Source organism: Terrabacter aerolatus (assembly GCF_007991735.1).
GTDB classification, from domain to species: Bacteria; Actinomycetota; Actinomycetes; order Actinomycetales; family Dermatophilaceae; genus Terrabacter; species Terrabacter aerolatus.
This window is the reverse complement of record NZ_BJYX01000004.1, coordinates 65,321-89,288: the sequence shown is the minus strand read 5'-3', so window position 1 is coordinate 89,288 and position 23,968 is coordinate 65,321. Positions and strand designations below refer to the sequence as shown.

Here is a 23,968-nt window from a genome sequence, read left to right as displayed (position 1 = left end):
ACCAGCGGGTCGCGAAGGTTTCGGGATGCGGACCCGTGCGGGGGCACCCGTCGGCGACGTCTAGGCTGACGGGGTGAACACGAGGACCGTCACTGCCGATGCCGGCCTCGAACCCGTTGACGGGTCCGAGGCCCTGGCCGCCCTCACGGCTGCCGCCGCCGAGCTCGAGGCCCAGCAGCAGCCTGCCTGGCCCGACACGGCCGCGCTCGCCGAGGTGATCGAGACCCTCGCCTCGTATCCTCCGCTCGTCTTCGCCGGCGAGTGCGACATCCTCACCGACCGCATGGCCAAGGCCGCCGTCGGCGAGGCCTTCGTCCTCCAGGGCGGCGACTGCGCCGAGACCTTCGCGTCCGCGACCGCCGACAACATCCGCGACCGCATCAAGACGATCCTGCAGATGGCAGCCGTGCTGACCTACGGCGCGTCGGTCCCGATCGTCAAGATCGGGCGCATGGCCGGGCAGTACGCCAAGCCGCGCAGCTCGACCGTCGAGACCCGTGAGGGCGTCACGCTGCCCGCCTTCCGCGGCGACATGGTCAACGACTTCGCCTTCCACGAGAGCGCGCGCATCCCCGACCCCCAGCGCCTCGTCCGCGCCTACCACGCGAGCTCGGCCACCCTGAACCTCGTGCGCGCTTTCACGACAGGCGGCTTCGCCGACCTGCGGCACGTGCACGACTGGAACCGCGGGTTCGTCGCCAACTCGGCCAACCAGCGCTACGAGAAGATCGCCAAGGACATCGACAAGGCGATGCGCTTCATGTGGGCCTGTGGCGCGGACTTCGACGCCATGCGCACCGTCGAGTTCTACGCCGCGCACGAGGCACTGCTGCTCGACTACGAGCGCCCGCTGACGCGCATCGACTCACGGTCCGGACGCCTGTACGACACGTCCGGCCACTTCGTGTGGGTCGGCGAGCGCACCCGTCAGCTCGACGGCGCGCACGTCGACTTCGTCTCGCGCATCAGCAACCCGATCGGCGTCAAGCTCGGGCCCAAGGCCGACATCGACGAGGTCCTGCGCCTCATCGACAAGGTCGACCCGAACCGCACGCCGGGCCGCCTGACCTTCATCACCCGCATGGGCGCGGGCACGATCCGCGACGCCCTGCCGGCGCTCGTCGACAAGGTGACGGCGTCGGGCGCCACGGTGACGTGGATCTGCGACCCGATGCACGGCAACACGTTCGAGAGCCCGTCCGGCTACAAGACGCGGGACTTCGAGGACATCGTCGAGGAGGTGCGCGGCTTCTTCGAGGTGCACCAGTCCCTCGGCACGATCCCCGGCGGCATCCACGTCGAGCTCACCGGCAACGACGTCACCGAGTGCCTCGGCGGCGCGGAGAAGATCATCGACTCCGACCTCGAGAAGCGCTACGAGTCGGTCTGCGACCCGCGCCTGAACCACCAGCAGTCGCTCGAGCTCGCGTTCCTCGTCGCCGAGATGCTCGGCCAGGCCTGATCGGTGGCGACGACGAGTCCCTTCCGGGCGGACCTGCTCAGCGACACCCTGACCCGACCCTCGGAGGCCATGCGCGACGCCATGGCGCGCGCGGAGGTCGGCGACGACGTCTTCGGCGAGGACCCGACGCTGCGCGCCCTCGAGGAGCGCGTCGCCGGGATGCTCGGCCACGAGGCGGCGCTCTTCACGCCGTCGGGCTCCATGGCCAACCAGCTCGGGGTGCGCCTGCACGTCAAGCCGGGGGAGGAGCTCATCGGCGACTCCCTCGCCCACGTCGTGCGGGCCGAGCTGGGCGCGGCAGCGGTGCTCTCCGGCATCTCGTCGCGCACCTGGGTCTCCGAGCGGGGCCGGTTCCGCGCCGACGACGCCGCCTCGCTCATGATCACCGGCGTCGGGCCCTACCAGGTCTGCACGTCGCTCGTGATCGTCGAGAACACCCACAACTTCGGGGGTGGCACCGTCCAGTCGCTCGACGAGATCCGCCGGGCCCGTGCGGTGACGCGCGACCGGGGCGTCGCCATGCACCTCGACGGGGCGCGGCTCTTCAACGCCCATGTCGCCTCCGGGGTGCCGGTCGGCGACTACGGGCGCGAGTTCGACACCGTCTCGATCTGCCTCAGCAAGGGCCTCGGCGCCCCGGTCGGCAGCGTCCTCGTCGGGTCGGACGAGGCGATGGCCGAGTCACGCATCTGGCGCAAGCGCTTCGGCGGAGGCATGAGGCAGGCCGGGATCCTCGCTGCTGCAGGGCTTTTCGCGCTCGACCACAACGTGGACCGGCTCGCCGACGACCACGCGCGCGCACGGCGGGCTGCCGTGGCCGTGGCCGAGGCCGCTCCCGCCTCCGTCGACCTCGCGACGATCGAGACCAACATCGTCATCGTCGACGTGGCGTCGGTCGGGTGGACCGCTGCCGCCTTCGTGGACGCCGCTCTCGCCGCGGGCGTGCGGACGTATGCCGTGGGGCCGGGTGCCGTGCGCCTCGTCTGGCACCTCGACGTCGACGACGCCGGCACGGACGCCGCGATCGACGTGCTCACCGGACTGCTCCGCACACCGCCCACGGCCTGATCCCGACCCCGACCCGGCCACGCGCCTTCGGCACCGAACGCCCCGTTCGGTGCCGGGAGCGAGTGGGTCACACCTCGTGGTGGAGGACCTCGGCGGGTAGCTCACCCGGACGTCGACGCGCCAGGAGCTCGACCGCGTACATGGCCGTCAGCACGAGAGCACCACCGACCACCATGCGCAGCGTCGCGCTCTCGTCACCGAACGTCACGGCGAAGAACGCCGCGAAGACCGGCTCCAGCGTCATGACGATCGCCGCGCGGGTGGCCGGAAGGTGAGCCTGCGCCCACGTCTGCACCCACAGGGCGAGAATGCTCGCGAAGACCACCATGTAGAGCACGGTGGCCCACTGGCGCGGGGTGTGCGGCAGGACGATGCCACCGGGGGCGGCGCCGACGAGGCAGATGACCGCGATGACGACCATCTGCACGACGGACAGGCCGGTCGCGATCTCCGACGCGCTGTGACGACCCAGCCCCACGATGTGCAGGGCGTAGAGCGCGGCGGCGAGCAGCGTGATCGCCTCGCCGGCACCGACCGACAGCCCGTTGAGCGACAGCAGCGCGAGGCCACCGGTCGCGAGCCCCACTGCGGCCCAGGTCGATCCGGGCACGCGCTCGCGCAGGATCACCGCCGTGAAGACGGGTGTCAGCACGACGTAGGTGCCCGTGACGAAGCCGGAGACCGAGGCCGGGGTCGTGGCGAGCCCGACCGTCTGGAAGATCTGGGCCAGCCCGTAGAGGACGCCCAGACCCACCCCCACGAGGACCTGACGCCTGCTGAGGGCCCGGACCGGGCGCCAGAAGACGACGGCCATGACGACCGCCGAGATGCTGAAGCGCACCGCGAGGAAGTCCATCGCCGGCAGGGTCTGGACGAGGTCCCGGACGAGGAAGAACGTCGAGCCCCAGACGGCCGTGAGCGACACGAGCAGGATCGTCGCGAGGCGCGAGCGCGCCGAACCGGTCATCCGCGCCTCAGACGACGGTCAGGACGATGGTGCTGCCCTTCGGGGCCGAGTCCCCGCCGTTGACGCTCTGGTGCTGCACGAGGTCGAGGACGGGACCGAAGAGTCCGGCCTCCTTCTTCACCGTGAAGCCGAGGTCGGTCAGCGCCTTCTCGGCATCGGCGGACGAGCGGCCGACGACGTTGGGCACGGGCACCATGACCGGGCCCTTCGACACGACGAGCGTGACGGTGTCACCCTGGTGGAGCGTGCCCTTGTCGGGTGACTGCGACACGACCTGACCGGCCGGCACGGTGTCGCTGTTGACGTCGGTGCCGCGTTGGACGGTGAGCCCCGCCTTGGTGAGGGTGGCCGAGGCTGCGTCGAAGGACGCACCCGTCACGGTGGGCACCTCGATGGGCCGACGGCCCTTGGAGACGACGACCGAGACCTGGGTGTTGCGCTTGACCGACGCCCCCGGCGCCGGGTCCTGGGAGATGACGGTGCCGGCCGGCACCGTCTCGCTCCAGGCCTGCGAGGTGTCCCCGAGCCGAAGGGTCAACGGGGACAAGGCAGCTCCCGTGTCGCCCACCTTGACTCCCACGAGGGTCGGGACGGCATACCTCTCCTTGCCCTTGGACACGACGACGCGCACGGTCGAGTCCTTGCCGAGCTCGGTGCCCGCGCCGGGCTCGACGCGCAGGACGACACCCTGGGCCTTGCCCTCGGAGAACTCCTCGACGGCGTCCATGGACAGCGAGGCCCGCTGCAGCTCCCCCTGGGCCTGGGAGAGCGGCTCGCCGACGACGGTCGGCACCACGGTCGATCCGCCGGGACCGGCCGTGAACCACCAGCCGCCGAAGGAGGCGGCACCCACGAGCAGGACCGCCGCGATCCAGAGCGGCCAGCGCCGGCGTCCGGCCCTGCCTCGGCGTCGCTCGACCGGCATGGCCGTGGTGTGCTCGAGCGACGGCCCGTCCTCGTGGACCGGCAGGCCGGACAGGGCGGCCGCGCCGTCGACGCGCGTGACGGGGGAGAGCCGTGTCGTCGACGAGACGGCCGTCGGCAGCGCCGTGGTGCGATCGCGGTCGACACCGGTGGCGCGGCGGTCGAGCTCCTCGGGAGTGAGCCCCCTCCTCACCTCGCGCAGCGCGGTCACGAACGCCCCCGCGGAGTCGAAGCGGTCGTCCGGCTCGAGGGCGGTGGCGCGGGCGACGAGGTCGTCGAGCACCGTCGGGACGGCGGGCACGAGCGTCGAGGGGGCGACGATCGAACCGTGGACGTGGTTGTACGCGATCTGGATCGGGGTCGTCCCCGTGACCGCCTTGCTGCCGGTGAGCATCTCGAAGAGGAGCAGGCCCGCGGCGTAGACGTCGCTGCGCACGTCGGCGACGCCGCGCTCGACCTGCTCGGGCGAGAGGTAGGAGACGGTGCCGAGCAGCACGCCGGTCTGGCTCGTCGTCGCCTGGTTGGTGATGGCGCGCGCCAGACCGAAGTCGGCGACCTTGACCTCGCCGTCGCGACGCACGATGACGTTCTCGGGCTTGACGTCGCGGTGGATCATGCCGGCGGTGTGGGCCGCCCGCAGGGCCAGCAGGATGGGCTCGAGGATGGCGAGCGACTCGCGGGCAGTGAGCGGGGCCTCCTCGTGGATGACCTCGCGCAGGGTCTTTCCGGCGATGAGCTCCATCGCGAGGAAGACCTCGCCGGCGTCCTCACCCTGGTCGAAGACTGCGACGACGTTGGGGTGGCTGAGCCGGGCCGCCGACCGCGCCTCGGCCCGGAACCGCTCGACGAAGACGTCGTCGGTGGCGAGGCCCGGGCGCATGATCTTCAGGGCCACCTCGCGGTCGAGGCGTCCGTCCAGCGCCACGTAGACAGAGGCCATGCCTCCGTCGGCGAGGTGGGAGAGGATGCGGTACCTGCCGTCGATCACCCGACCGACGAGGGCGTCCGCCACGCTGGACGTCACGGAGCGAAGTTTACGGGCTGAACCCTGTCATCCCGCGCAGGCCGGCCCCGTCGGCCCGCCGCCGACCGACCCCTCGCTGGCGGCCGACCGGCGGTCGGGCCCGCACCCGTCGACCGCGCCGCGGCCTGCCGACGGGCTGCGAACCCCGGCCCTGCTCGAGGCCTGCGGTGGTTCAGAGGCGGTTGTACTCCGCGAGGACGGTGGCGACGTAGCGCTTGGTGTCGTCGTACATGCCCTTGGTCCGCACCGAGTAGAGCCCCTGGTAGTAGCCGGCGATGGCCTGCTCCCGAGAGTCGGCCGTGGCCAGCAGGGACCGGATGATGAGGACGCCGCCCGTGATGTTGTCCTGGGTGTCGTAGCGGTCGAGCGAGCGACCGGCGAGCTGGGAGGCCCAGGTCTCGGCGACCGGCATCAGCTGCATGACGCCGACGGCGTTCGTGTACGACACGGCGCGCTGGTACCACCCGGACTCGATCCAGGCGATGGCGAGCGCCAGCTTGGGATCCACGCCGTTGCGGGTGGCCGTGGCCCGGATCATCGCCGTCGTCTCGGTGCGGCTGGGCACGGACGTGGCGGAGAGCTTGGCCTTGCTCTCGGCGACGGCCTGGGCCGTCTTGCTCGGGTACTGGTAGCCCGCCGGAGGAGTCGGCGCAGGCGTCGGGGTGGTGGGCGTGGCCGAGGACGCCGTGCCGGGGACGGTGATCCGCTGTCCGACGAAGATGACGGTCGTGCTGCTCATCTTGTTGGCGGCGAGCAGCTTCGTGAGGGAGACCCCGAAGCGCAGCGCGATGGCGCCCATCGTGTCGCCCGAGCGCACGACGTAGACCCCGTTCTTGACGGAGGACTTCGACGGCGTGGCGGGACCGGGCTTGGGGGCCGTCTTGACCGCGGAGGCCCGGGCCGGCACGAGCAGCTTCTGGCCGGGCATGATCAGGGCCCCGCCGCCGCTGAGGCGGTTCTTCTCGACGATCGCCTGGATCGTCGAGCGGTGCGCGATGGCGAGGTGCCAGAGCGTGTCACCGGGGCGGACCGTGACGGTCGTCCAGGGCGTCGTGGCCACGGGGGCGACGGCGGTGTGGGCGGGTGGTGCGAGCGCGGTGACGTCGGCGAAGGGCATGGGGCGTGGAGTCCTTTCCTGGGGCCCGAGCTGAGTTCGAAGAGCGTGGAGGGGCGTTCGGAAGGGGCAGTCGAGTTCTCGGTGACGGTTCCCGGTCCGCGGAGCGTGCGGAGCCGGGGTAAGCAGGTGCGTGCGGGTCTGGAGGTGCTGCGTTCGCCCTGAGCGTCGCTGTGGGACCCTTGTGAACGAAGTGGCGCCTGTGACGATAGCGCACAATTGAGCACTAAACTAAAAATACAGCGGTGTAATTCACGACCTTTTTGTCACCCCTCGTGCCGACCTGCGAGGCCACCGGCAGGCGCCGACGGGGTGCTGACCGGGCGCACCGACGGCGCTCGCGGCACCGGCCGTGACGTCCGCGTCGGCCCGCCGCCCCGGCGGGTGCGCGGTCCGCGCGGCGTCGGTGGCAGACTCTTGCCCCGTGAGCGACACCCCCGCACCTCAGCCCGACACGTCCGACGAGTCCATCGACCGCGACGTCCCCGACCTCGAGTCCCTGGTGGGGACGTGGCTGACCGTCCCGGACGCCGCCGAGCTGATCGGCGTGCCCCTGTCGCACGTGCGACAGCTCATCGCCGACCGTGAGGTCCTGGCCGCGCGCATCGGCGAGCGCCGGGTCGCCGCCATCCCGGCGAAGTTCCTCGACGAGACCGGCCCTCGTCCTGAGCTCAGGGGCACCTTCACCGTCCTCGCCGACGGCGGCATGGACGACGACGAGATCATCGCGTGGCTGCACACCCCCGACGCGACGCTGCCCGTCGAGGGCGCGCCCATCGACGCGATCCTGGCCGGTTTCAAGACCGAGGTCCGCCGGCGCGCCCAGGAGCTCGCGCTCTGACCCGTTCGCGTCCGACGGTGAGCCCGCCCCGGGCTCGCCGACCGCCGGTGGGTGCCTCGTGGCGGCCTCTTCAGGAACGGCGTGCCGTGGAGACGGCCACGAGGGCCTCGAGCACGTCGAGGGACGACGCGTCGTAGGCTCCGGTGTCCCTGGCCCGGTCGACCGCTCGGCAGGCGTCGTCGGCCAGGTCCGTGATGAGGCTCTCGACCCGGTCGACGGCCCCGGTGTCGACGAGCACCTGCCGGATCGACTCGACCCCGTCGAGCTCGAGGTCGTCGCGACCCAGCAGGCTTTCGACGACGTCGCGCTGGGAGTCGGACGCCGCATCGAGGGCGTGCGCGACGAGGACGGTGCGCTTGCCCTCACGCAGGTCGTCACCGGCCGGTTTGCCGGTGGCCTCGGGGTCGCCGAAGACGCCGAGGATGTCGTCGCGCAGCTGGAACGCCTCACCGAGGGCGAGGCCGTAGTCCGACAGCGGCGCGAGCGCCCCGTGGGGGGCGCCGCCGACGAGGGCGCCGATGAGCAGAGGGTGCTCGATGGTGTACTTCGCGCTCTTGAAACGGATCACCTTGCGGGCCGAGGCGATCCGGGCGTCGAGATCGAGCCCGTCCCAGCCGCGCGCCGACTCGAGCAGGTCGAGGAACTGGCCACCCATCAGCTGCGTGCGCATCGAGTCGAAGAGCTGCCGACCACGGGCCAGCTCGTCGGCGGGCAGTCCGCACGTCGCGTACAGCTCGTCGCACCAGGTCAGGCACAGGTCGCCGGCGAGGATCGCCGTGCCCTCGCCGAAGCGGTCGGCATCACCCGCCCAGCCACGCTCCTGGTGCAGCGAGGCGACCGCCCGGTGGGCGGACGGCATACCCCGTCTGGTGTCACTGCGGTCCATGACGTCGTCGTGGAGCAGGGCCGCGCCCTGGAAGAACTCCATGCTCGCGGCGAGGCGCACGAGCGCGTCGGAGTCGGCGCCACCCGCGGCGCGGTAGCCCCAGTAGAGGAAGCCGGCCCGCAGCCCCTTGCCGCCCGTCAGCAGCCCGGTGACCGCGGAGACGAGCGGCGCCGTCTCGTCGCCGATCGCGGCGAGCGACTGGGTGGCCCCGGAGATCTGCCCGTCGATCGCCTGCTGCACCCGACGGCGCAGCACGTCGAGGTCGGTGGGGGTCTGCACGGGGTCCTCCATCGAGTCGCGGGAATCGTTGGTCAGCCTACGCGGCGCGCGGGTGTGTCCGTGAACAGCCCGGGCACCGCGGACGCGCTCGGCCTATGGTGTGCGGCATGGCACACGGCACGGCATCCTCGATGGCGCGGGCGGAGCGGTTCACGCGGTCCATCCCGGCGATGATCGAGGCCGACACCCCCACCTTCAGCTTCGAGTTCTTCCCGCCCAAGGACGACGCGTCCGAGGCGCAGCTGTGGGACGCCATCCGGCGCCTCGAGAAGGTCTCGCCGAGCTTCGTGTCGATCACGTACGGCGCCGGGGGAGGCACTCGAGGCCGCACCGTGCGCCTGACCCAGCGGGTCCTCGAGGAGACGTCCCTGACCCCGATGGCGCACCTGACCTGCGTCGGCCACTCCGTCGCCGAGCTGCGCAGCATCGTCGGGTCGTATGCCGCCGCCGGGGTCCGCAACATCCTGGCCCTGCGCGGTGACCCCCAGGGCGGGCTCGGCCAGCCGTGGGTGGCCCACCCGGAGGGACTCGACCACGCCGACGAGCTCGTCGCGCTGGTCCGCGGGCTCGGCGACTTCACCGTCGGCGTCGCGGCGTTCCCCGACGGGCACCCCGAGTCGTCCGACATCAGCGAGGACGCCGAGACCCTGGTCCGCAAGGAGCAGGCCGGCGCCCAGTTCGCGATCACCCAGATGGTCTTCGACGTCGACCACTACCTGCGGCTGCGCGACGAGCTGGCCCGCCGCGGGTCCCGGCTGCCGGTCGTCCCCGCGATCATGCCGATCACCAACGCCCGCCAGGTGGCGCGCATGGCCGAGCTCGCGGGTCAGCCGATGCCGGCCGCGGTCACCGAGCGGCTGGAGCGGCACGGCGACGACGCGGATGGCGTGCGAGCCGAGGGCATGGCCATCGCGACCGAGTCGTCGCGTCGCCTGCTCGACGAGGGCGCTCCCGGCATCCACTTCATCACGATGAACCGCTCGTCGGCCACGCTCGAGGTGTTCGGCAACCTCTGAGACGGACCTCCGGTCCGGCCGACCGCGTCGGGTCTTCGGGCGCCGACGTGTGACGTCGGGTGCGGCGCCGTCGCGGAGGACGACCGGCCCCCAGGGAAGGGCCGGCCGTCCGGTTCGCGAGGCCCGCAGGCTCGGTGCCCGGGTGGGTCAGGGACTCGGGTCGAGTCAGGTCAGGTGGTGCTCGACGGGGTCGCCGTGCCGCTGGGGGCGGTGGGCGTCTGGCCCTGCTGGGGGCCGTCACCGTCGTGGTCGCCGCCCCGGCCGCCGGGGCCTCCGGGTCCGCCCACCTCGACCGCCGTGACGGCGAAGGAGGCGTCGACCTTCACCGTGACGTGCGTGCCGTCGGTGCGCACCATGTGCGCCTCGTAGACGCCGTCCGAGTCGGTCTCGACGCGTTCGATCGTCGCCGTCGTCTCCTTGGCCTTGGCGGCGGCCGTCACCTTGGCGGCGGTGTCGCCGGTGAGCAGGTTCTCGTCGGAGCGCATGGGCTTGCTCGGGTCGGTGTTGCCGTTGCCGTTCTGGCCCGGGCCGCCCCGGGAGCCCTCGTCGACCTGCCCGTAGATGCCCGTCGTCGCGGTGCCCGTGCTGCCTGTCTCGTCCGCGCTCGCGAGGGCTGCGCCGCCGAGCGCGAGCGCCGATGCGGCCACGATGCCGGCGCCTGCCAGCGCGATGGTCTTGTTCCTCATGCGTTCCACTCCTTCGATGGGCCGGCCTCGTGCCAGCTGTGTCCACCGTCGGTCGTGGCCCTGTGCCTGCCCCTTCGTCAGGGTGGGGAGGTCCTGTGAAGGGAGCGCCGACCTGTGGGCCTCGTGGCGCGGGGCGGTCAGGTCTCCTGGTCGAAGGGACGGTCGAGCCGTGCGTCCAGCCGCATGTCCTGTCGTGTGTCCTCCCGTGCGTCCTTCTGGGCCTCGCTGCGCGGCGGTGGGGGAGCCGTGGCTCCGGGTCCTGTGCCCGGGTCGGGGTCGCGCCACCCGTGTCGCCCTGGTCGCCCGGGTCGCTCTGGTCGCCCTGGTCGCCCGGTCGGGGCGGAGATGCCCAGGCGCTCGCCCCATGCGTCGTAGCGCTGCTTGTAGCGACGGATCCGACCGGCGAGCTTGTAGACGAGGAAGGCGCCGAGTGCGAGGAGGAGGAAGGCGATGGCCGCGGCCCACCACGGGTGGGCGATGGCCAGAGCCGTGACCCCCGTGACCGTGACGTCCTCGGTCGTGCTGACGAGGATGTTGCTCGCGGGTTCGGGGGAGGTGTTGACGGCAGCGCGCAGGCCGGCCTTGATGCCGTGCGAGATGAGGGCGGTGACGCCGCCCGTCGCGGCGCCGACCGCGGCGTCGAGGCTCGCCGTGTCGTGGCCGATGAGGTAGCCGATGGTCGCCCCGACCGCCGGCCTCACGACGGTGTGGACCGAGTCCCAGACGGAGTCCACGTAGGGGATCTTGTCGGCGAGCATCTCGATGGCGAAGAGGATGCCGGCGCCGACAAGCACGTCGGTGCGGGCCAGGGCGTCGGGGATCTGGCCGAGGTGGAAGATCTTGTCGGCGAGCCCGAGGACGAGCACGACGGCGTACGCGTTGATGCCGCTGCCCCACCCGGTGGTGAAGGCCATGGGGATGAGCTCGGCGCCCACGACACTCCTTCGGTCGTGCGCCGGTCGCGGGTGCGCCGGTGCGTCTGCTGCCGGGCCGGACGGCCGAGCACGGGTCCAACGCCACTGACGCTCCCGCATTCCCGGGGGCCACGCAACGGACCACGCAACGGGCCACGGGGCGAGCCACGGGGCGGGGAGGTGCCGCCGTCGTGTTCCGGGCAGCGGAACGGGCCCGATCCGTGAGCGGACAGGACCCCTGCACCTCTCCGTTCGCGGACCGGACCCGCGGCCCCACTCTGCCCCGGGAGCGACGGGCCGACCTGAGCACGGGTACTCAGGTCGGCCCGTCCACGACGCCCGCGGGGGCTCGTCGGTCGTATGCCGTGTGCCCGGTCGAGCGGGTCCCAGCCCTTCTTGACACGGTGTCGGCGGCGGGGGTTAGGGTTGTCCTATCGAACACGTGTTCGAATCAAGAGATCAGTTCAGTCGTCGGTTGGTTGTCGGACCGCTCGTGTGGGGCGCGGGTGGTTCGGGTCGTGATGTCCGGCCTCGACGTGTCCGAGGGAGACGTGTCGTGGTGCGCAGGTTCAGTGATTCCGTGCAGGTGAGAGTGCACGAGCGGGAGCAGTCCGAGGTGTCGGCCCGGCCCGAGGCCTTCATCTGGCGCGGCCGGCTCTACGTCGTGCGTGGCGTCCTCGCCCAGTGGCGCGAGCGACGGGCGTGGTGGCACGACGCGCTCGACGCCGACGAGGGCCAGGTCCGTCCCGGCGAGACGCTCGTCGCCGCGGCGAGCGAGCAGCACGTGTGGCGCGTCGAGGCGAGCCCGGGATGGTCCTTCGCCCCCGGCGTCTACGACCTCGCCCACGACGAGTCCCCGCGTGACGACCGGTGGTCGCTCGTCCGGGTCGCCGACTGAGACGCCATGAGACGAGAGAGGAGAGGAACCACCATGACCGCTGCCCACGACGTGCGCCGTCCACCCATCTCGGCCGCCGTCCTCGACCTGCTCGAGCGAGGCCGGACGACCCTCGAGTCGGCGTGCCGTACGAGCGACGCGTCCGAGCGCTACCGGGACGCCCACCTCGGTGCCCTGCGTGCCGCCGCGGCCCTCGTCGCCTCCCGCACCGTCCCCTCTCCGCGCTCGCGACCACGCAGCGTCTGGCAGGTGCTGCCCGGCGTGGCACCCGAGCTGGGGGAGTGGGCCGCCTTCTTCGCCGCGTGCTCGGCCCACCGGTCGGTCATCGACCGGGGTGGTCACATCAGCGCGCGCGAGTCCGACGACCTGCTGCGCCAGGCCGAGATGTTCCTCGAGATCGTCCAGGACCTGCTCGGCGTCCCCCTGACGGTCCCGCTCCCGCAGTCGATCACGCCCGTCTCGAGGAGCCGGGCGACCGGGGCGTGACGACGAGCATGACCACCAGCACCCTGAGCACCGTGAGCACCGGCGGCGCCGGCGAGAGCTTCGTGCACCTGCACGTCGCCTCGGGCTACTCCATGCGCTACGGCACGGCGCAGCCACGCCAGCTCGTCGAACGGGCGGCCGCGTTCGGGCAGCCGGCCCTCGCCCTGACCGACCGCGACGGGCTCTACGGGGCGGTCAAGTTCGTGCGCGCGTGCATGGACCACGACGTCGCTCCGATCCTCGGCGTCGACCTCGCCGTCGGCCCCGAGCACCCCGAGCGTCGCCGACCCGTGCGCACCCCGGTGCGCGGTGGAGCGCTCGTCGACCCGAGGCTGCCGCGCGTCACGGTGCTGGCCCGAGGCGGCAGCAGCGGCCTCGCCCCCGGCGAGGGCTGGGCGGCGCTCTGCCGCCTCGTGACCGCCACGCACCTGCGCGGCGAGCGCGGCAACCCCGTCACGACCGCCCGCCTCGTCGCCGAGCACGCCCGCGCGCTGCCCGAGGCATCCGAGGGGTACAAGGGGTCTGAGGCGTCCGAGGGGTCCGACCCGGCGGACGGGCGACCCGACGAGCCTCGCAGGCTCCGCGTCCCGGCGGTGGCGGACGGTCGTCCCTCCCGGCTCGTCGTGCTCCTCGGGCCTGACTCCGACGTCGGTCGGGCGGTGCTCGCCAAGCGGCGCGACCAGGCTCGCGCGGCCCTCGAGCGCTGGGTCGCCCTCCTCCCGCGCGGCGCGGTCGTCGTCGAGGTCGTGTGCCACGGCGGACCGGAGCACCAGCCCGGGAGCCTCGGCCAGGCCGCCCGCATGCTCGCGCTGGCCCGCGAGGTCGGGGTGCCGAGCGTCATCACGGCGGCGGTGCGCCACACCGACCCGCAGGACGCAGCCATCGTCGACGTGCTCGACGCCGCCCGTCGGCTCGTCGCCCTCGACGCCCGCCACCTCGACCGCGTCACGACGGCAGGGCACCTCGCACCGACCCCGCTCATGCACGCGCTCGCCCTCGACGTCGTGCAGGTCTCCGGGCCGGGCCTCGTCGGTGGGGGCGCGCTCGCCCGCGAGCAGGCCCGCGAACTGCTGGCCCGCACCACGGCGCTCGCGGCCGAATGCGTCCAGGACCCCCGAGCCGACCTCGGCATCGGATCGGTCCACCTCCCCGAGCCCGGGGTCCTCGGCATCCGACCCGGCACCAACCCGCACCGGGTCCTCGCCCGCCGGTGCCGCGAGTCGATCCCGGCCCGCTACCCCGGGCGCACCGAGAGCGAGCTCGTCGCGGTCAGCGACCGGCTCGAGGACGAGCTCGGCGTCATCGAGACCCTCGGTTACGCGACCTACTTCCTCACCGTCGCGCAGGTCTGCGACCTCATCCGAGAGATGGGGGTCCGGGTCGCGGCCCGCGGGTCCGGCGCGGGGTCGCTCGTCAACTACCTCCTCGGCATCTCCGGCGTCGACCCGATGCGCCACGGCCTGCTCATGGAGCGCTTCTGCTCGCCCCTGCGCGCCGAGCTGCCCGACATCGACATCGACGTCGAGTCGGCTCGTCGCACCGAGATCTACGAGCGCATCCTCGAGCACTTCGGCGGTGACCGCGTCACGTGCGTCTCGATGATGGACACCTACCGGGTGCGCCACGCGATCCGCGACGCCGGGGCCGCACTCGGACTGCCGCCGCCCGAGATCGACGCCATGGCCAAGGCCTTCCCGCACATCGCCGCCCGCAACGTGCGCAACGCCCTCGCCGAGCTTCCCGAGCTTCGGGCGAGCGGACTCGACGTGCCGCGCCTGCAGCTGATGTTCGACATCGTCGAGCGGCTCGACGGGCTGCCCCGGCACATCGCGCTGCACCCGTGCGGCGTCGTGCTGTCCGACTCCGTCCTGCTCGACCGCACGCCCGTCGAGGCGAGCTGGCTCGGCTTCCCCATGAGCCAGTTCGACAAGGACGACGTCGAGGAGATGGGGCTGCTCAAGCTCGACGTCCTCGGCATCCGCATGCAGTCGGCGATGGCCCACGCGATCGACGAGGTCGAGCGCGTCGACGGCGACCACATCGACCTCGACGACGAGGACCAGGTGCCGTTCGACGACGAGCCGACCTTCGAGCTCGTCCGGTCGACGAAGACCCTCGGGTGCTTCCAGATCGAGAGCCCCGGGCAACGAGAGCTCATCGGCAAGTTCGGGCCACGCAGCTTCGACGACCTCATCATCGACATCTCGCTCTTCCGGCCCGGGCCGGTCAAGAGCGACATGATCATCCCCTTCCTCAACGCGAGGCAGGGATGGAAGGACCCCTCCTACCTCCACCCCACCCTCGTGCCGGCGCTCGAGGAGACCGAGGGCGTCGTCGTCTTCCACGAGCAGGTGCTGATGATCGTCGCCGAGACGACCGGCGTGACCCTGGCCCAGGCCGACGAGGTGCGCCGTGCGCTCGGCACGCCCGACGGGCAGAAGCGCATCGAGGCGTGGTGGCGACCCGCCGTCCGGGACCGCGGCTACGCCCCCGACGTCGCGGACAAGATCTGGGAGGTCCTCAAGGCCTTCGCGTCGTTCGGCTTCTGCAAGGCCCACGCCGCGGCCTTCGCGCTGCCGACCTACCAGTCGGCGTGGCTCAAGACGCACCACCCCGCGGCCTTCCTCGCCGGGGTGCTCACCCACGACCCGGGCATGTACCCCAAGCGCCTCATCCTCGACGACGCCCGCACCTTCGGCATCACGATCCTCGGGCTCGACGTCAACGTCTCGACCGGCGCCTACCGGTTCGAGCGCACCGACGACGGCGGCGAGGCCATCCGGCTCTCGCTCGCGGACGTCCACGGCATCAGCGAGGCCGAGGTCGCGCAGATCGTCGCGGGCCAGCCCTACTCCAGCCTGTCCGACTTCTGGCAGCGCGCCCACGTCTCCCGCCCGATCGCCGAGAAGCTCGTGCTCGCAGGGGGATTCGACACCCTGCACGACATCCACCTCGGTGGTCCGTCCCGACGGGGAGAGAGCGGTTCCGACGTCGTGGGACGCGCCGGTGCCGGCCTCGGCCGTCGTGGTCGGGTCACGCGGCGCGACCTGCTGCTCCACGTCGCCGAGCTCGACCGCTGGTCGGCCTCGCAGCGATCGTCGCGCCGCACCTCCTCACGCGTCTCCGCCGCGAGCCGGTCCAGCGCGACCAGGGGGCGCGTCACGTCGGTCTCGGCCACGGGTGACATCCGGGCCCTGGCCGCCGCGCAGTCACAGGCCTCCGCCGGAGCACCCCAGCACCTCGCGACCCAGCTGACGCTCGACCTCGGCGACACACCACGACTCTCCGCGACGAGCGGGCTGCCCGAGATGACCGGCCCCGAGCAGGTCCGGGCCGAGCTCGAGGTGCTCGGCCTCGACGCCAGCGGGCACGTCGTCGACTTCTACGCCCCGCTGCTCGACGCGCTCGGCGTCACCCGGGCGCGTGACCTCCTCACCGGACGCAGCGGGCGTGAGGTCCTCGTGGCCGGGGTCAAGGTCGCCACCCAGACGCCACCGATCCGCACCGGGCGCCGCGTCGTCTTCCTCACCCTCGACGACGCCACGGGTCCCTGCGACCTCACCTTCTTCGAGGACGTCCAGGGTCCGTATGCCGCCACCGTCTTCCACTCGTGGCTGCTCCTCTGTCGCGGGGTCGTGCGACGCACCGGCCCGCGCGGCGTCTCGATCCGGGCCACCGGTGCGTGGGAGCTGTCCGCGCTGCAGGAGGCGTGGACCTCCGGCGGGGTCGTCGCCGTCCGCGACGCGCTCGACGCCGCCGACCGGGCGGCGTGGGAGCGGGCCAACGCACTCTCCGGATCCACCGGACCTGCCGGGGTGGGTGAGGGGCCGGACGGTCGACGTGTGCTCGTCCACGCCTCGGGGTTCAAGCAGTCGCCGTACGCCGACATCAAGCCGGCCGGTGACGATGTCAGGGGACCCCGCGGCACGAGCGGGCTCGTTCCCACCGAGACCGTCGGAGGGCCACCGCGCAAGCTGTGGCACGCGAGCCCGGGAAGCTCGGGGCACTAAGGTGAGGACGCACACGAACCCCACGCGGCACCACGCGTACCACGTTCCCAGACGGAGGATCCCGTGCCCGACGAGCAGCGCCCCCAGCGACGTGGAGGGGCCCGGCCGTCCGCCGTCGTCTCGGCCGTGGGTCGCATCGCCGACGAGTGCGGTGACCGCCTCGGCCGTCCCCTCGAGGTGCTCGACCTCGGTGGCGGCACCGGTGGGGTCGCCGTCCCGCTCGCCGAGGCCGGCCACCACGTCACCGTCGTCGACCCCAGTCCCGACGCGCTCGCCTCGCTCGGCCGCCGAGCCCGCGAGGCCGGCATCGTCGACCACATCACTGCCGTCCAGGGCGACGGTGACTCCCTCGGAGCCGTCCTCGCCGGCCGTCACGTCGACCTCGCCTGCTGCCACGGCACGCTGGAGTTCGTCGACGACCCCGGCGCCACGCTCCACGCCATCGCCCAGGCCCTGGGAGAGGGCGGGGTCCTCTCGCTCCTCGTCTCCGGGCGGTTGTCCGTCGTCTTCGCCAAGGCCATCGCCGGCGAGTTCGGCCAGGCCCGGGCCGCCCTCGTCGACCCGTCCGGCCGGTGGGGGAGCACCGACCCGCTGCCGCGCCGTTTCGACGTCGACCAGCTCGAGACCCTGCTGGCCGACGCCGGTTTCACCGACGTCCGGGTCCGCGGGACCAACATCCTCGGACACCTCGTGCCCGCCTCGCTCATCGACTCCGAGGCCGACCGCACCGCCCTCGCCGAGCTCGACGAGCTGCTCGTCTCCGGCCCCGGACGCGAGTTCCTCCGCACCCTCGGCAATGCCCTCCACGTCGTCGCCCGTCGCGACTGACCCCCTCGCGACCGACCACGCGCCGGTGCCCGCCGAACCGGTGGGCGCCGACACCCGACGGGCGACCCGACGGGAGGTGAGGCGATGAGCCGCCGGCAGTTCGCCGCGCCGACCCGCGGGGGCAGCGAGCCGCCCGACGACACCGGCTGCACCGTCCTGCACGTCGACATGGACGCCTTCTACGCCTCGGCGTCGCTCATCTCGCGGCCCGAGCTGCGGGGCCGTCCGGTCATCATCGGGGGTGCGGGCGGCCGCTCCGTGGTCCTCTCCGCGACCTACGAGGCGCGCGCCTTCGGCGTCGCCTCGGCCATGCCGATGGCCCGGGCCCGACGCCTGTGCCCGCAGGCCGTCGTCATCGAACCGGACCACCGCCGGTACGCCGCGATCTCCGAGGCGGTCATGGCCACCTTCGCGACGATCACCGACAGCGTCGAACCGCTCTCGCTCGACGAGGCGTTCCTCGACGTCTCCGGGGCCGTGCGGCGTCTGGGGCCTCCCACGCAGATCGCCGAGCAGCTGCGCGACACCATCGCCGACGAGCAGGGCATCACCTGCTCGGTCGGGGTGGCCTCGACGAAGTTCGTCGCCAAGCTGGCCTCCACCCTCGCCAAGCCCGACGGGCTCATCGTCGTGCCTCGTGAGGAGGTCGTCTCGTTCCTGCACCAGCTGCCGGTCGGTGCCATCTGGGGGGTCGGCGACAAGACCGAGGAGCACCTGCACCGCCTCGGCCTGCGCACGGTCGCCGACCTCGCCCACACGCCACTCGAGACCCTCCAACGGGCCCTCGGCGACGTGGCCGGCCGCAGCCTGCACGACCTCGCCTGGGGACGCGACCCCCGGTCGGTCGTCCCCGAGCGACGCGAGAAGTCCATCGGCGCCGACGAGACGTTCGCCCACGACATCGACGACCCCGTCCGCATCCACCGCGAGCTGCTGCGCCTCGCCGACCGCACCGCAGCCCGGGCCCGGTCCGCCGGCATGACGGGACGCACGGTCTCGATCAAGGTCCGGTTCTCCGACTTCACGACGATCACCCGGGCCAAGACCCTGCGCCACCACACCGACGTCTCGCGCGACATCTTCGCCACCGCCCGCGAGCTCTACGACCGACTCGGCCTCCAACGGGCCCGGATCCGGCTCGTCGGGGTGCGCCTCGAAGGGCTCGTGCCGTCGGCCGTGGCACCCATCCAGGCCACCCTCGACGAGCCCGAGCACGGGTGGCGCGAAGCAGACCGTGCGGTCGACCGGGCGAGCGCGCGCTTCGGTGCCGGATCGGTGCGTCCAGCGTCACTCATGCCTGACCGACCCTCGGGTTCCCAACGCGAGCGGCGCGACTTATCCTGAGGGAAAGAAGTCCGTGTCGGCCGTTTCCGACATACGATTCGGGCACAGTCGATTTCGCACCAGGGAGGTGCCGGGTGGCACTCTCGGAACACGAGGAAGCACTCCTCCAGCAGATGGAGGAAGCCCTCTACGCCGAAGACCCTCGATTCGCTTCGCGCATCGAGAAGACGAAGTCGCGCGGTCTCGGCCGTGGGCGCGTCGTCGTGGGCGTCGTCGCCGGGGTCGCAGGACTGGCGCTGGTCGTGTTCTCCGCCATGAGCAGCAACATCTGGCTCGGCGCGGGTGGGTTCGCGATCATGGTCGCGGGCATCGTCTACGCCATCACCCCCTCCAAGACCAAGCTGGCCGCCGTCGCCGCCGACGGCACGACGAAGCCCCGTCAGGGCAAGGTCAAGGCGAGCGCCCCCAAGCAGGGCACCTTCATGGAGCGCCTCGAGGAGCGTTGGGAGAAGCGTCGCCGCGACCAGTGGTGACGACCGATCCAGTCCCCGGTCCCACCCTCGGGACCACCCGCCGGCTCAACCGCTGGTGACGTAGACCGCGACGCTCCACGTCGCGACGATCGCGAACGCGGTCGCCAGCTCGATGCCGATGTTGAGACCCACGGCCCGGATGGCCGAGAGGGTCGCCCGCCAGGCACCCGCGTGCTCCCGCCGCTTCGCCAGCTCGAGCACGTAGATCGCCAGGACGAAACCGACGGGACCGCCGACGACGGGAACGACGAAGAAACCCACGACGGCGACGACCAGGGCCACCGCCACGATGACACCGTCCACCCCTGCAGTCCTCATCCGACGCCCGGGCAGCAGGTACTTCGCGACGAGGCCCACGGCATACACGATCGTCGCGATGCCGAGAGCGAGCCACCCCGGCCCGTCCTGACGCCCGATCGCCCACACGAGCACGGCGCCCCAGACCACGACGAGTCCCGGCAGCACCGGGACGACGATGCCGACGGTGCCCACGACCATGGCGAGCAGAACGAGGACGTTCGTCGCCGTGATCACCGGGCAGCCGTCGGCAGCGTTCGGATCAGGATGGGGTCAGGAAGGGGCCGGGTCGCAGATCGCCTGTCGGGCTCAGCGTTCTTCCACGGGCGCCGAGCCCGGGATGTCGCTGAGTCGGTCCGTCTCGTCGCGGATGTCGAGAGCCTTGTCCTTCAGCGCCGGGAGGTGCTCCCGTCCGTGGTGCGCGCAGAAGAGCAGCTCTCCGCCGGAAACGAGGCGGGCGCGGATGTAGGCCTGAGCCCCACACCGGTCGCAGCGGTCAGCAGCGGTCAGTTCTGGTGCCAGTGCTGTCGTCATCGTATTTCGCCTCTTTCCTCCCTCGGGGGTTCCCCGGAGGGTAACCCTGCCATGTGTCTGCGACGCTCGTGATGGTCCATTCGGTGGACCACTCGTGCCTCGCGGACGTTCCAACAGTGAATCACGTGGAATCCTTCCCGACGATGAGGCTCGGTCGGTGAGACGCCGGTCGCACCAACATCGTTACGTGTCGGTGATTCGCCGCGGTGCCCGTCCCGGATGGCCGGCCGGCCCAGCGAGCCTGCGAGGGACCGTCGGCGACGGTGGCTAGGCTTCCCCTGCCAGCCCTCCACAGCCCGACCGCTGGCCGCTCCCGACCGAAAGAGAACGACACCCCGTGGCTTCCGCCTCCCGTCCTGCTCCCTCCGGCAACGGCGACTACACCGCGCGCCACCTCCAGGTCCTCGAGGGCCTCGAGGCCGTGCGCAAGCGCCCCGGCATGTACATCGGCTCGACCGACCAGCGCGGTCTCATGCACTGCCTGTGGGAGATCATCGACAACGCGGTCGACGAGGCCCTGACGGGCGTGTGCACCGGCATCGAGGTCATCCTCAGCGGCGACGGCTCGATCGAGGTCCGGGACAACGGGCGAGGCATCCCCGTCGACGTCGAGCCGCGCACGGGGCTGTCCGGTGTCGAGGTGGTCTTCACCAAGCTGCACGCGGGTGGCAAGTTCGGCGGTGCGTCGTATGCCGCCACAGGTGGCCTGCACGGTGTCGGCGCGTCCGTCGTCAACGCCCTCTCCGCCCGGCTCGACGTCGAGGTGGACCGCGGCGGCAAGACCTACGGCATGAGCTTCCGCCGGGGTGAGCCCGGCACGTTCGGCGACGCCGCCGGAGCCGTGCACTCGCCCGAGTCGCCGTTCACCCCCTACGAGAAGAAGAGCACGCTCGCGGTCGTCGGCAAGGCCAAGCGAGGCGTCACCGGTTCACGGGTCCGGTTCTGGCCCGACCGTCAGATCTTCCTCAAGGACGCCGAGCTCGACTACGACGCCATCCTCGGCCGCGCGCGCCAGACCTCCTTCCTCGTTCCGGGGCTGCGCCTCGTCATCCGCGACGAGCGCCGCCTCAAGGGCACGCCGGGGCAGGACGGGCCGATCGAGGAGGTCTTCCAGCACGACGGGGGCATCACCGACTTCGTCGAGTTCCTCGCGCCCGACACCCCGATCACCGACGTCTGGCGCCTCGAGGGGTCCGGCACCTTCACCGAGACGGTGCCGGTCCTCGACGTCAACGGCCACATGACCCCGACCGAGCTCGAGCGCGAGTGCGGTGTCGAGGTCGCGCTGCGCTGGGGCCAGGGCTACGACACGAAGGTCCAGTCCTTCGTCAACATCATCACGACGCCCAAGGGCGGCACCCACGTCACGGGCTTCGAGCAGTCCATCGTCAAGGTCTTCCGCAAGCAGATCGAGGTCAACGCTCGTCGCCTCAAGGCCGGCAACGACAAGCCCGAGAAGGACGACATCCTCGCGGGCCTGACGGCCGTCGTCACGGTGCGCCTGGCCGAGCCCCAGTTCGAGGGTCAGACCAAGGAGGTGCTCGGCACCAACGCCGTGCGCGCCATCGTCGCCAAGGTCGTCGAGCAGGAGCTGACCGAGCGGCTCACGTCGAGCAAGCGGGGCGACAAGTCGCAGTCGGCGCTGCTGCTCGAGAAGGTCGTCTCCGAGATGAAGTCGCGCATCAGCGCGCGGCTGCACAAGGAGACCCAGCGCCGCAAGAACGCCCTCGAGAGCTCCACGCTGCCCTCCAAGCTGCGTGACTGCCGCACCACCGACGTCGAGCGGTCCGAGCTGTTCATCGTCGAGGGGGACTCGGCCATGGGCACGGCCAAGGAGGCGCGCAACTCCGAGTTCCAGGCGCTGCTGCCCATTCGCGGCAAGATCCTCAACGTCCAGAAGGCGTCGGTCGCCGACATGCTCAAGAACGCCGAGTGCGCCTCGATCATCCAGGTCATCGGAGCCGGGTCGGGGCGCAGCTTCGACCTGTCGGCGGCCCGCTACGGCAAGGTCATCATCATGACCGACGCCGACGTCGACGGCGCCCACATCCGCACGCTGCTGCTGACGCTCTTCTTCCGGTACATGCGTCCCCTCGTCGACGCCGGTCGCGTCTACGCCGCGATGCCGCCGCTGCACCGGCTCGAGGTCATCAACGCCGGCGCCAAGAAGAACGAGCTCATCTACACCTTCAACGAGGCCGAGATGCGTCGCACGCTGACCCGCCTCGAGAGGTCGGGCAAGAAGATCAAGCAGCCGATGCAGCGCTACAAGGGCCTCGGTGAGATGGACGCCGACCAGCTCGCGGACACGACGATGGACCCGCGGCACCGCACGCTGCGCAAGGTGACGATGCGTGACCTCGAGGCCGCCGAGCGGGTCTTCGAGCTGCTCATGGGCAACGAGGTGGCGCCGCGGAAGGACTTCATCATCGAGTCCGCGGCCGAGGTCGACCGGGAGCGCATCGACGCCTGACGGTCCTCCCGGAGGGCCGGCCACCGGCCCTCCGGGCGTCGGCGCGGTGTGGGGACGGTCGGCGCGCCACAGCAAGCAGTGCTTACGATGTGTCCCTGCCGGCGAGACTCCCTCCGCCGGCACACGTCGAAGAGGGGAATCGATGGTGGGCAACGTCAACGCCGAGGAGTCCGTCGCCGACGAGCAGGACGGCGGCCCTTCGGAGCGCACCGAGGCCGACGAGTCCACGGTGGGCGGCCACGACGGCCAGAGCTTCACCGTGGTGCTCCCGGGCTCCGGGCGTGATGACGCCGGGCAGGACGACCGGGTCCAGGACGACCGGGTCCAGGACGATGCCGCCGTGCCCGAGGAGCCCAGCAGCCTCGCCGGTGCTCCGGAGACCTCCGACGACGACGTCGCCGTCGTCGGCATCGACACGGTCCCGAGCCGCACCGCCCCCGCACCCGCGCGCTACCTGACGCCGGACGAGCTGCACTGGGCCGGCGAGACCGTCGAGGCCATCTCGACGGCTTTCGCCTCCAAGGTCGTCGGCCAGGCGCGGCTGCAGGAGACGCTCCTCATCGCCCTGCTCACCGGTGGCCACGTGCTGCTCGAGAGCGTGCCCGGACTGGCCAAGACGACCGCCGCCCAGACGATCGCCCAGGCCGTCGGCGGCAGGTTCCACCGCATCCAGTGCACGCCCGACCTGCTGCCGAGCGACATCGTGGGCACGCAGGTCTACAACCAGCACTCCGGCACCTTCGAGACCCAGCTCGGTCCGGTGCACGCCAACTTCGTGCTGCTCGACGAGATCAACCGCAGCAGCGCCAAGACCCAGTCCGCGATGCTCGAGGCGATGCAGGAGCGGCAGACCTCCATCGGCGACAAGAGCTACGCCCTGCCCGACCCCTTCCTCGTCCTCGCGACGCAGAACCCCATCGAGCAGGAGGGCACCTACCCGCTGCCCGAGGCCCAGATGGACCGCTTCATGCTCAAGGACGTCCTCGACTACCCGTCGCCGGCGGAGGAGGCCGAGGTGCTCCGGCGCATCGACTCCGGGGTCTTCGTCACCCCGTCCGAGCCCGTGGTCTCGGTGGCCGACGTCAAGCGCCTGCAGGCCCTCGTGGGCCGCGTCTACATCGACCCGGCGATCGTCAACTACGTCGTCGGCATCGGCTACGTCACCCGGCACCCGCGCGACTACATCGAGCCGCGCCTGGCGGGCTACGTCGACTTCGGTGCGAGCCCCCGCGCGAGCATCGCCTTCACGAGCGCGGCCCGCGCACGCGCCCTCATCGACGGCCGCAACCACGTCGTGCCCGACGACGTCAAGGCCCTGACGCACCGGGTGCTGAGGCATCGCGTCACGCTCGGCTTCGAGGCGGCCGCCGACGAGGTGGCCGTCGAGAGCATCATCGACGCGATGGTCAACGGGATCCGCACTCCCTGACCGGGGCGCCTGACG

General features: G+C 71.8%; 20 protein-coding genes. 12 read left to right on the top strand and 8 right to left on the bottom strand.

Features of this window, described 5'->3' with window-relative positions:
• Positions 1 to 133 precede the first annotated feature (133 nt).
• Both TAE01_RS05570 and TAE01_RS05565 read left to right on the top strand, forming a co-directional pair.
• Positions 134 to 1,462, top strand: coding sequence for a class II 3-deoxy-7-phosphoheptulonate synthase (locus TAE01_RS05570; protein ID WP_147064518.1), 1,329 nt, complete (start codon positions 134 to 136; stop codon positions 1,460 to 1,462).
• Between the two features lie 3 nt (positions 1,463 to 1,465).
• On the top strand, positions 1,466 to 2,530 hold the full coding sequence (locus TAE01_RS05565) for a threonine aldolase family protein (protein WP_147064275.1): 1,065 nt from the start codon (positions 1,466 to 1,468) through the stop codon (positions 2,528 to 2,530).
• Positions 2,531 to 2,597: 67 nt separating this feature from the next.
• Here TAE01_RS05565 and TAE01_RS05560 read toward each other — a convergent pair whose 3' ends face one another.
• From TAE01_RS05560 to TAE01_RS05550, 3 genes are all read right to left on the bottom strand, one after another.
• Positions 2,598 to 3,497 (bottom strand): DMT family transporter, encoded by a 900-nt coding sequence (locus TAE01_RS05560; protein ID WP_147064272.1) that lies wholly within the window; start codon positions 3,495 to 3,497, stop codon positions 2,598 to 2,600.
• A 7-nt stretch (positions 3,498 to 3,504) separates the two neighbouring features.
• On the bottom strand, positions 3,505 to 5,445 hold the full coding sequence (pknB, locus tag TAE01_RS05555) for a Stk1 family PASTA domain-containing Ser/Thr kinase (protein WP_246111160.1): 1,941 nt from the start codon (positions 5,443 to 5,445) through the stop codon (positions 3,505 to 3,507).
• A 172-nt stretch (positions 5,446 to 5,617) separates the two neighbouring features.
• A complete protein-coding gene (locus TAE01_RS05550; RefSeq protein WP_147064270.1) occupies positions 5,618 to 6,562 on the bottom strand; it encodes a lytic transglycosylase domain-containing protein in 945 nt (314 codons plus the stop codon).
• 421 nt (positions 6,563 to 6,983) lie between these two features.
• Here TAE01_RS05550 and TAE01_RS05545 point away from each other — a divergent pair, with 421 nt between their 5' ends.
• Entirely contained in the window at positions 6,984 to 7,400 is a 417-nt protein-coding gene (locus TAE01_RS05545; protein WP_371860825.1) for an Rv2175c family DNA-binding protein, read from the top strand.
• Between the two features lie 70 nt (positions 7,401 to 7,470).
• Here the strand turns inward: TAE01_RS05545 and TAE01_RS05540 are convergent, their stop codons facing one another.
• Complete coding sequence (locus TAE01_RS05540; protein ID WP_246111159.1) at positions 7,471 to 8,565, bottom strand: polyprenyl synthetase family protein; 1,095 nt, start codon at positions 8,563 to 8,565, stop codon at positions 7,471 to 7,473.
• 107 nt (positions 8,566 to 8,672) lie between these two features.
• Here TAE01_RS05540 and metF point away from each other — a divergent pair, with 107 nt between their 5' ends.
• Positions 8,673 to 9,581: a methylenetetrahydrofolate reductase [NAD(P)H] gene (metF, locus tag TAE01_RS05535; RefSeq protein ID WP_147064266.1), complete on the top strand. Its 909-nt coding sequence runs from the start codon at positions 8,673 to 8,675 to the stop codon at positions 9,579 to 9,581.
• 170 nt (positions 9,582 to 9,751) lie between these two features.
• Here the strand turns inward: metF and TAE01_RS05530 are convergent, their stop codons facing one another.
• Both TAE01_RS05530 and TAE01_RS05525 read right to left on the bottom strand, forming a co-directional pair.
• Positions 9,752 to 10,267, bottom strand: a complete 516-nt coding sequence (locus TAE01_RS05530) for a hypothetical protein (RefSeq protein ID WP_186815052.1) — start codon at positions 10,265 to 10,267, stop codon at positions 9,752 to 9,754.
• Positions 10,268 to 10,404: 137 nt separating this feature from the next.
• Positions 10,405 to 11,202, bottom strand: coding sequence for a DUF4126 domain-containing protein (locus TAE01_RS05525; protein WP_147064264.1), 798 nt, complete (start codon positions 11,200 to 11,202; stop codon positions 10,405 to 10,407).
• A gap of 535 nt (positions 11,203 to 11,737) precedes the next feature.
• On the opposite strand from TAE01_RS05525, the gene TAE01_RS05520 reads away from it, so the two are divergent.
• The 6 genes from TAE01_RS05520 (at position 11,738) to TAE01_RS05495 (ending at position 19,220) form a co-directional block, all read left to right on the top strand.
• Positions 11,738 to 12,079 carry a DUF6504 family protein gene (locus TAE01_RS05520; protein WP_147064261.1) on the top strand — a complete coding sequence of 114 codons (342 nt, stop codon included), beginning with the start codon at positions 11,738 to 11,740 and terminating at the stop codon, positions 12,077 to 12,079.
• A gap of 33 nt (positions 12,080 to 12,112) precedes the next feature.
• Positions 12,113 to 12,565 carry an SAV_6107 family HEPN domain-containing protein gene (locus TAE01_RS05515; protein WP_147064258.1) on the top strand — a complete coding sequence of 151 codons (453 nt, stop codon included), beginning with the start codon at positions 12,113 to 12,115 and terminating at the stop codon, positions 12,563 to 12,565.
• Between the two features lie 8 nt (positions 12,566 to 12,573).
• The gene (locus TAE01_RS05510; protein ID WP_147064256.1) at positions 12,574 to 16,575 is read left to right on the top strand and encodes a DNA polymerase III subunit alpha; all 4,002 of its coding nucleotides are present in this window, start codon (positions 12,574 to 12,576) and stop codon (positions 16,573 to 16,575) included.
• Between the two features lie 63 nt (positions 16,576 to 16,638).
• Positions 16,639 to 17,403: a class I SAM-dependent methyltransferase gene (locus TAE01_RS05505; protein ID WP_147064254.1), complete on the top strand. Its 765-nt coding sequence runs from the start codon at positions 16,639 to 16,641 to the stop codon at positions 17,401 to 17,403.
• 84 nt (positions 17,404 to 17,487) lie between these two features.
• Positions 17,488 to 18,747 carry a DNA polymerase IV gene (gene dinB, locus TAE01_RS05500; RefSeq protein ID WP_147064252.1) on the top strand — a complete coding sequence of 420 codons (1,260 nt, stop codon included), beginning with the start codon at positions 17,488 to 17,490 and terminating at the stop codon, positions 18,745 to 18,747.
• A 74-nt stretch (positions 18,748 to 18,821) separates the two neighbouring features.
• On the top strand, positions 18,822 to 19,220 hold the full coding sequence (locus TAE01_RS05495) for an SCO2097 family morphological protein (RefSeq protein ID WP_147064250.1): 399 nt from the start codon (positions 18,822 to 18,824) through the stop codon (positions 19,218 to 19,220).
• 45 nt (positions 19,221 to 19,265) lie between these two features.
• On the opposite strand, the gene TAE01_RS05490 is transcribed toward TAE01_RS05495, so the two are convergent.
• Together TAE01_RS05490 and TAE01_RS05485 are read right to left on the bottom strand one after the other, a co-directional pair.
• Positions 19,266 to 19,754 (bottom strand): DUF456 domain-containing protein, encoded by a 489-nt coding sequence (locus TAE01_RS05490; RefSeq protein WP_147064248.1) that lies wholly within the window; start codon positions 19,752 to 19,754, stop codon positions 19,266 to 19,268.
• Between the two features lie 72 nt (positions 19,755 to 19,826).
• Positions 19,827 to 20,051 (bottom strand): DUF7455 domain-containing protein, encoded by a 225-nt coding sequence (locus TAE01_RS05485; RefSeq protein WP_147064246.1) that lies wholly within the window; start codon positions 20,049 to 20,051, stop codon positions 19,827 to 19,829.
• A 337-nt stretch (positions 20,052 to 20,388) separates the two neighbouring features.
• Between TAE01_RS05485 and TAE01_RS05480 the strand changes: the two genes are divergently transcribed.
• Together TAE01_RS05480 and TAE01_RS05475 are read left to right on the top strand one after the other, a co-directional pair.
• Entirely contained in the window at positions 20,389 to 22,524 is a 2,136-nt protein-coding gene (locus TAE01_RS05480) for a DNA gyrase/topoisomerase IV subunit B (protein ID WP_147064244.1), read from the top strand.
• A 454-nt stretch (positions 22,525 to 22,978) separates the two neighbouring features.
• Positions 22,979 to 23,953 (top strand): AAA family ATPase, encoded by a 975-nt coding sequence (locus TAE01_RS05475; RefSeq protein WP_147064512.1) that lies wholly within the window; start codon positions 22,979 to 22,981, stop codon positions 23,951 to 23,953.
• Positions 23,954 to 23,968: the final 15 nt, after the last annotated feature.

Bases quoted from the DNA above. Each gene is read 5' to 3' on its own strand.
- TAE01_RS05515 (WP_147064258.1), top strand. From the start codon at position 12,113: ATGACCGCTGCCCACGACGTGCGCCGTCCACCCATCTCGGCCGCCGTC.
- TAE01_RS05530 (WP_186815052.1), bottom strand. From the start codon at position 10,267: ATGAGGAACAAGACCATCGCGCTGGCAGGCGCCGGCATCGTGGCCGCA.
- dinB (WP_147064252.1), top strand. From the start codon at position 17,488: ATGAGCCGCCGGCAGTTCGCCGCGCCGACCCGCGGGGGCAGCGAGCCG.
- TAE01_RS05560 (WP_147064272.1), bottom strand. From the start codon at position 3,497: ATGACCGGTTCGGCGCGCTCGCGCCTCGCGACGATCCTGCTCGTGTCG.
- TAE01_RS05510 (WP_147064256.1), top strand. From the start codon at position 12,574: ATGACCACCAGCACCCTGAGCACCGTGAGCACCGGCGGCGCCGGCGAG.
- TAE01_RS05550 (WP_147064270.1), bottom strand. From the start codon at position 6,562: ATGCCCTTCGCCGACGTCACCGCGCTCGCACCACCCGCCCACACCGCC.
- TAE01_RS05485 (WP_147064246.1), bottom strand. From the start codon at position 20,051: ATGACGACAGCACTGGCACCAGAACTGACCGCTGCTGACCGCTGCGAC.
- metF (WP_147064266.1), top strand. From the start codon at position 8,673: ATGGCACACGGCACGGCATCCTCGATGGCGCGGGCGGAGCGGTTCACG.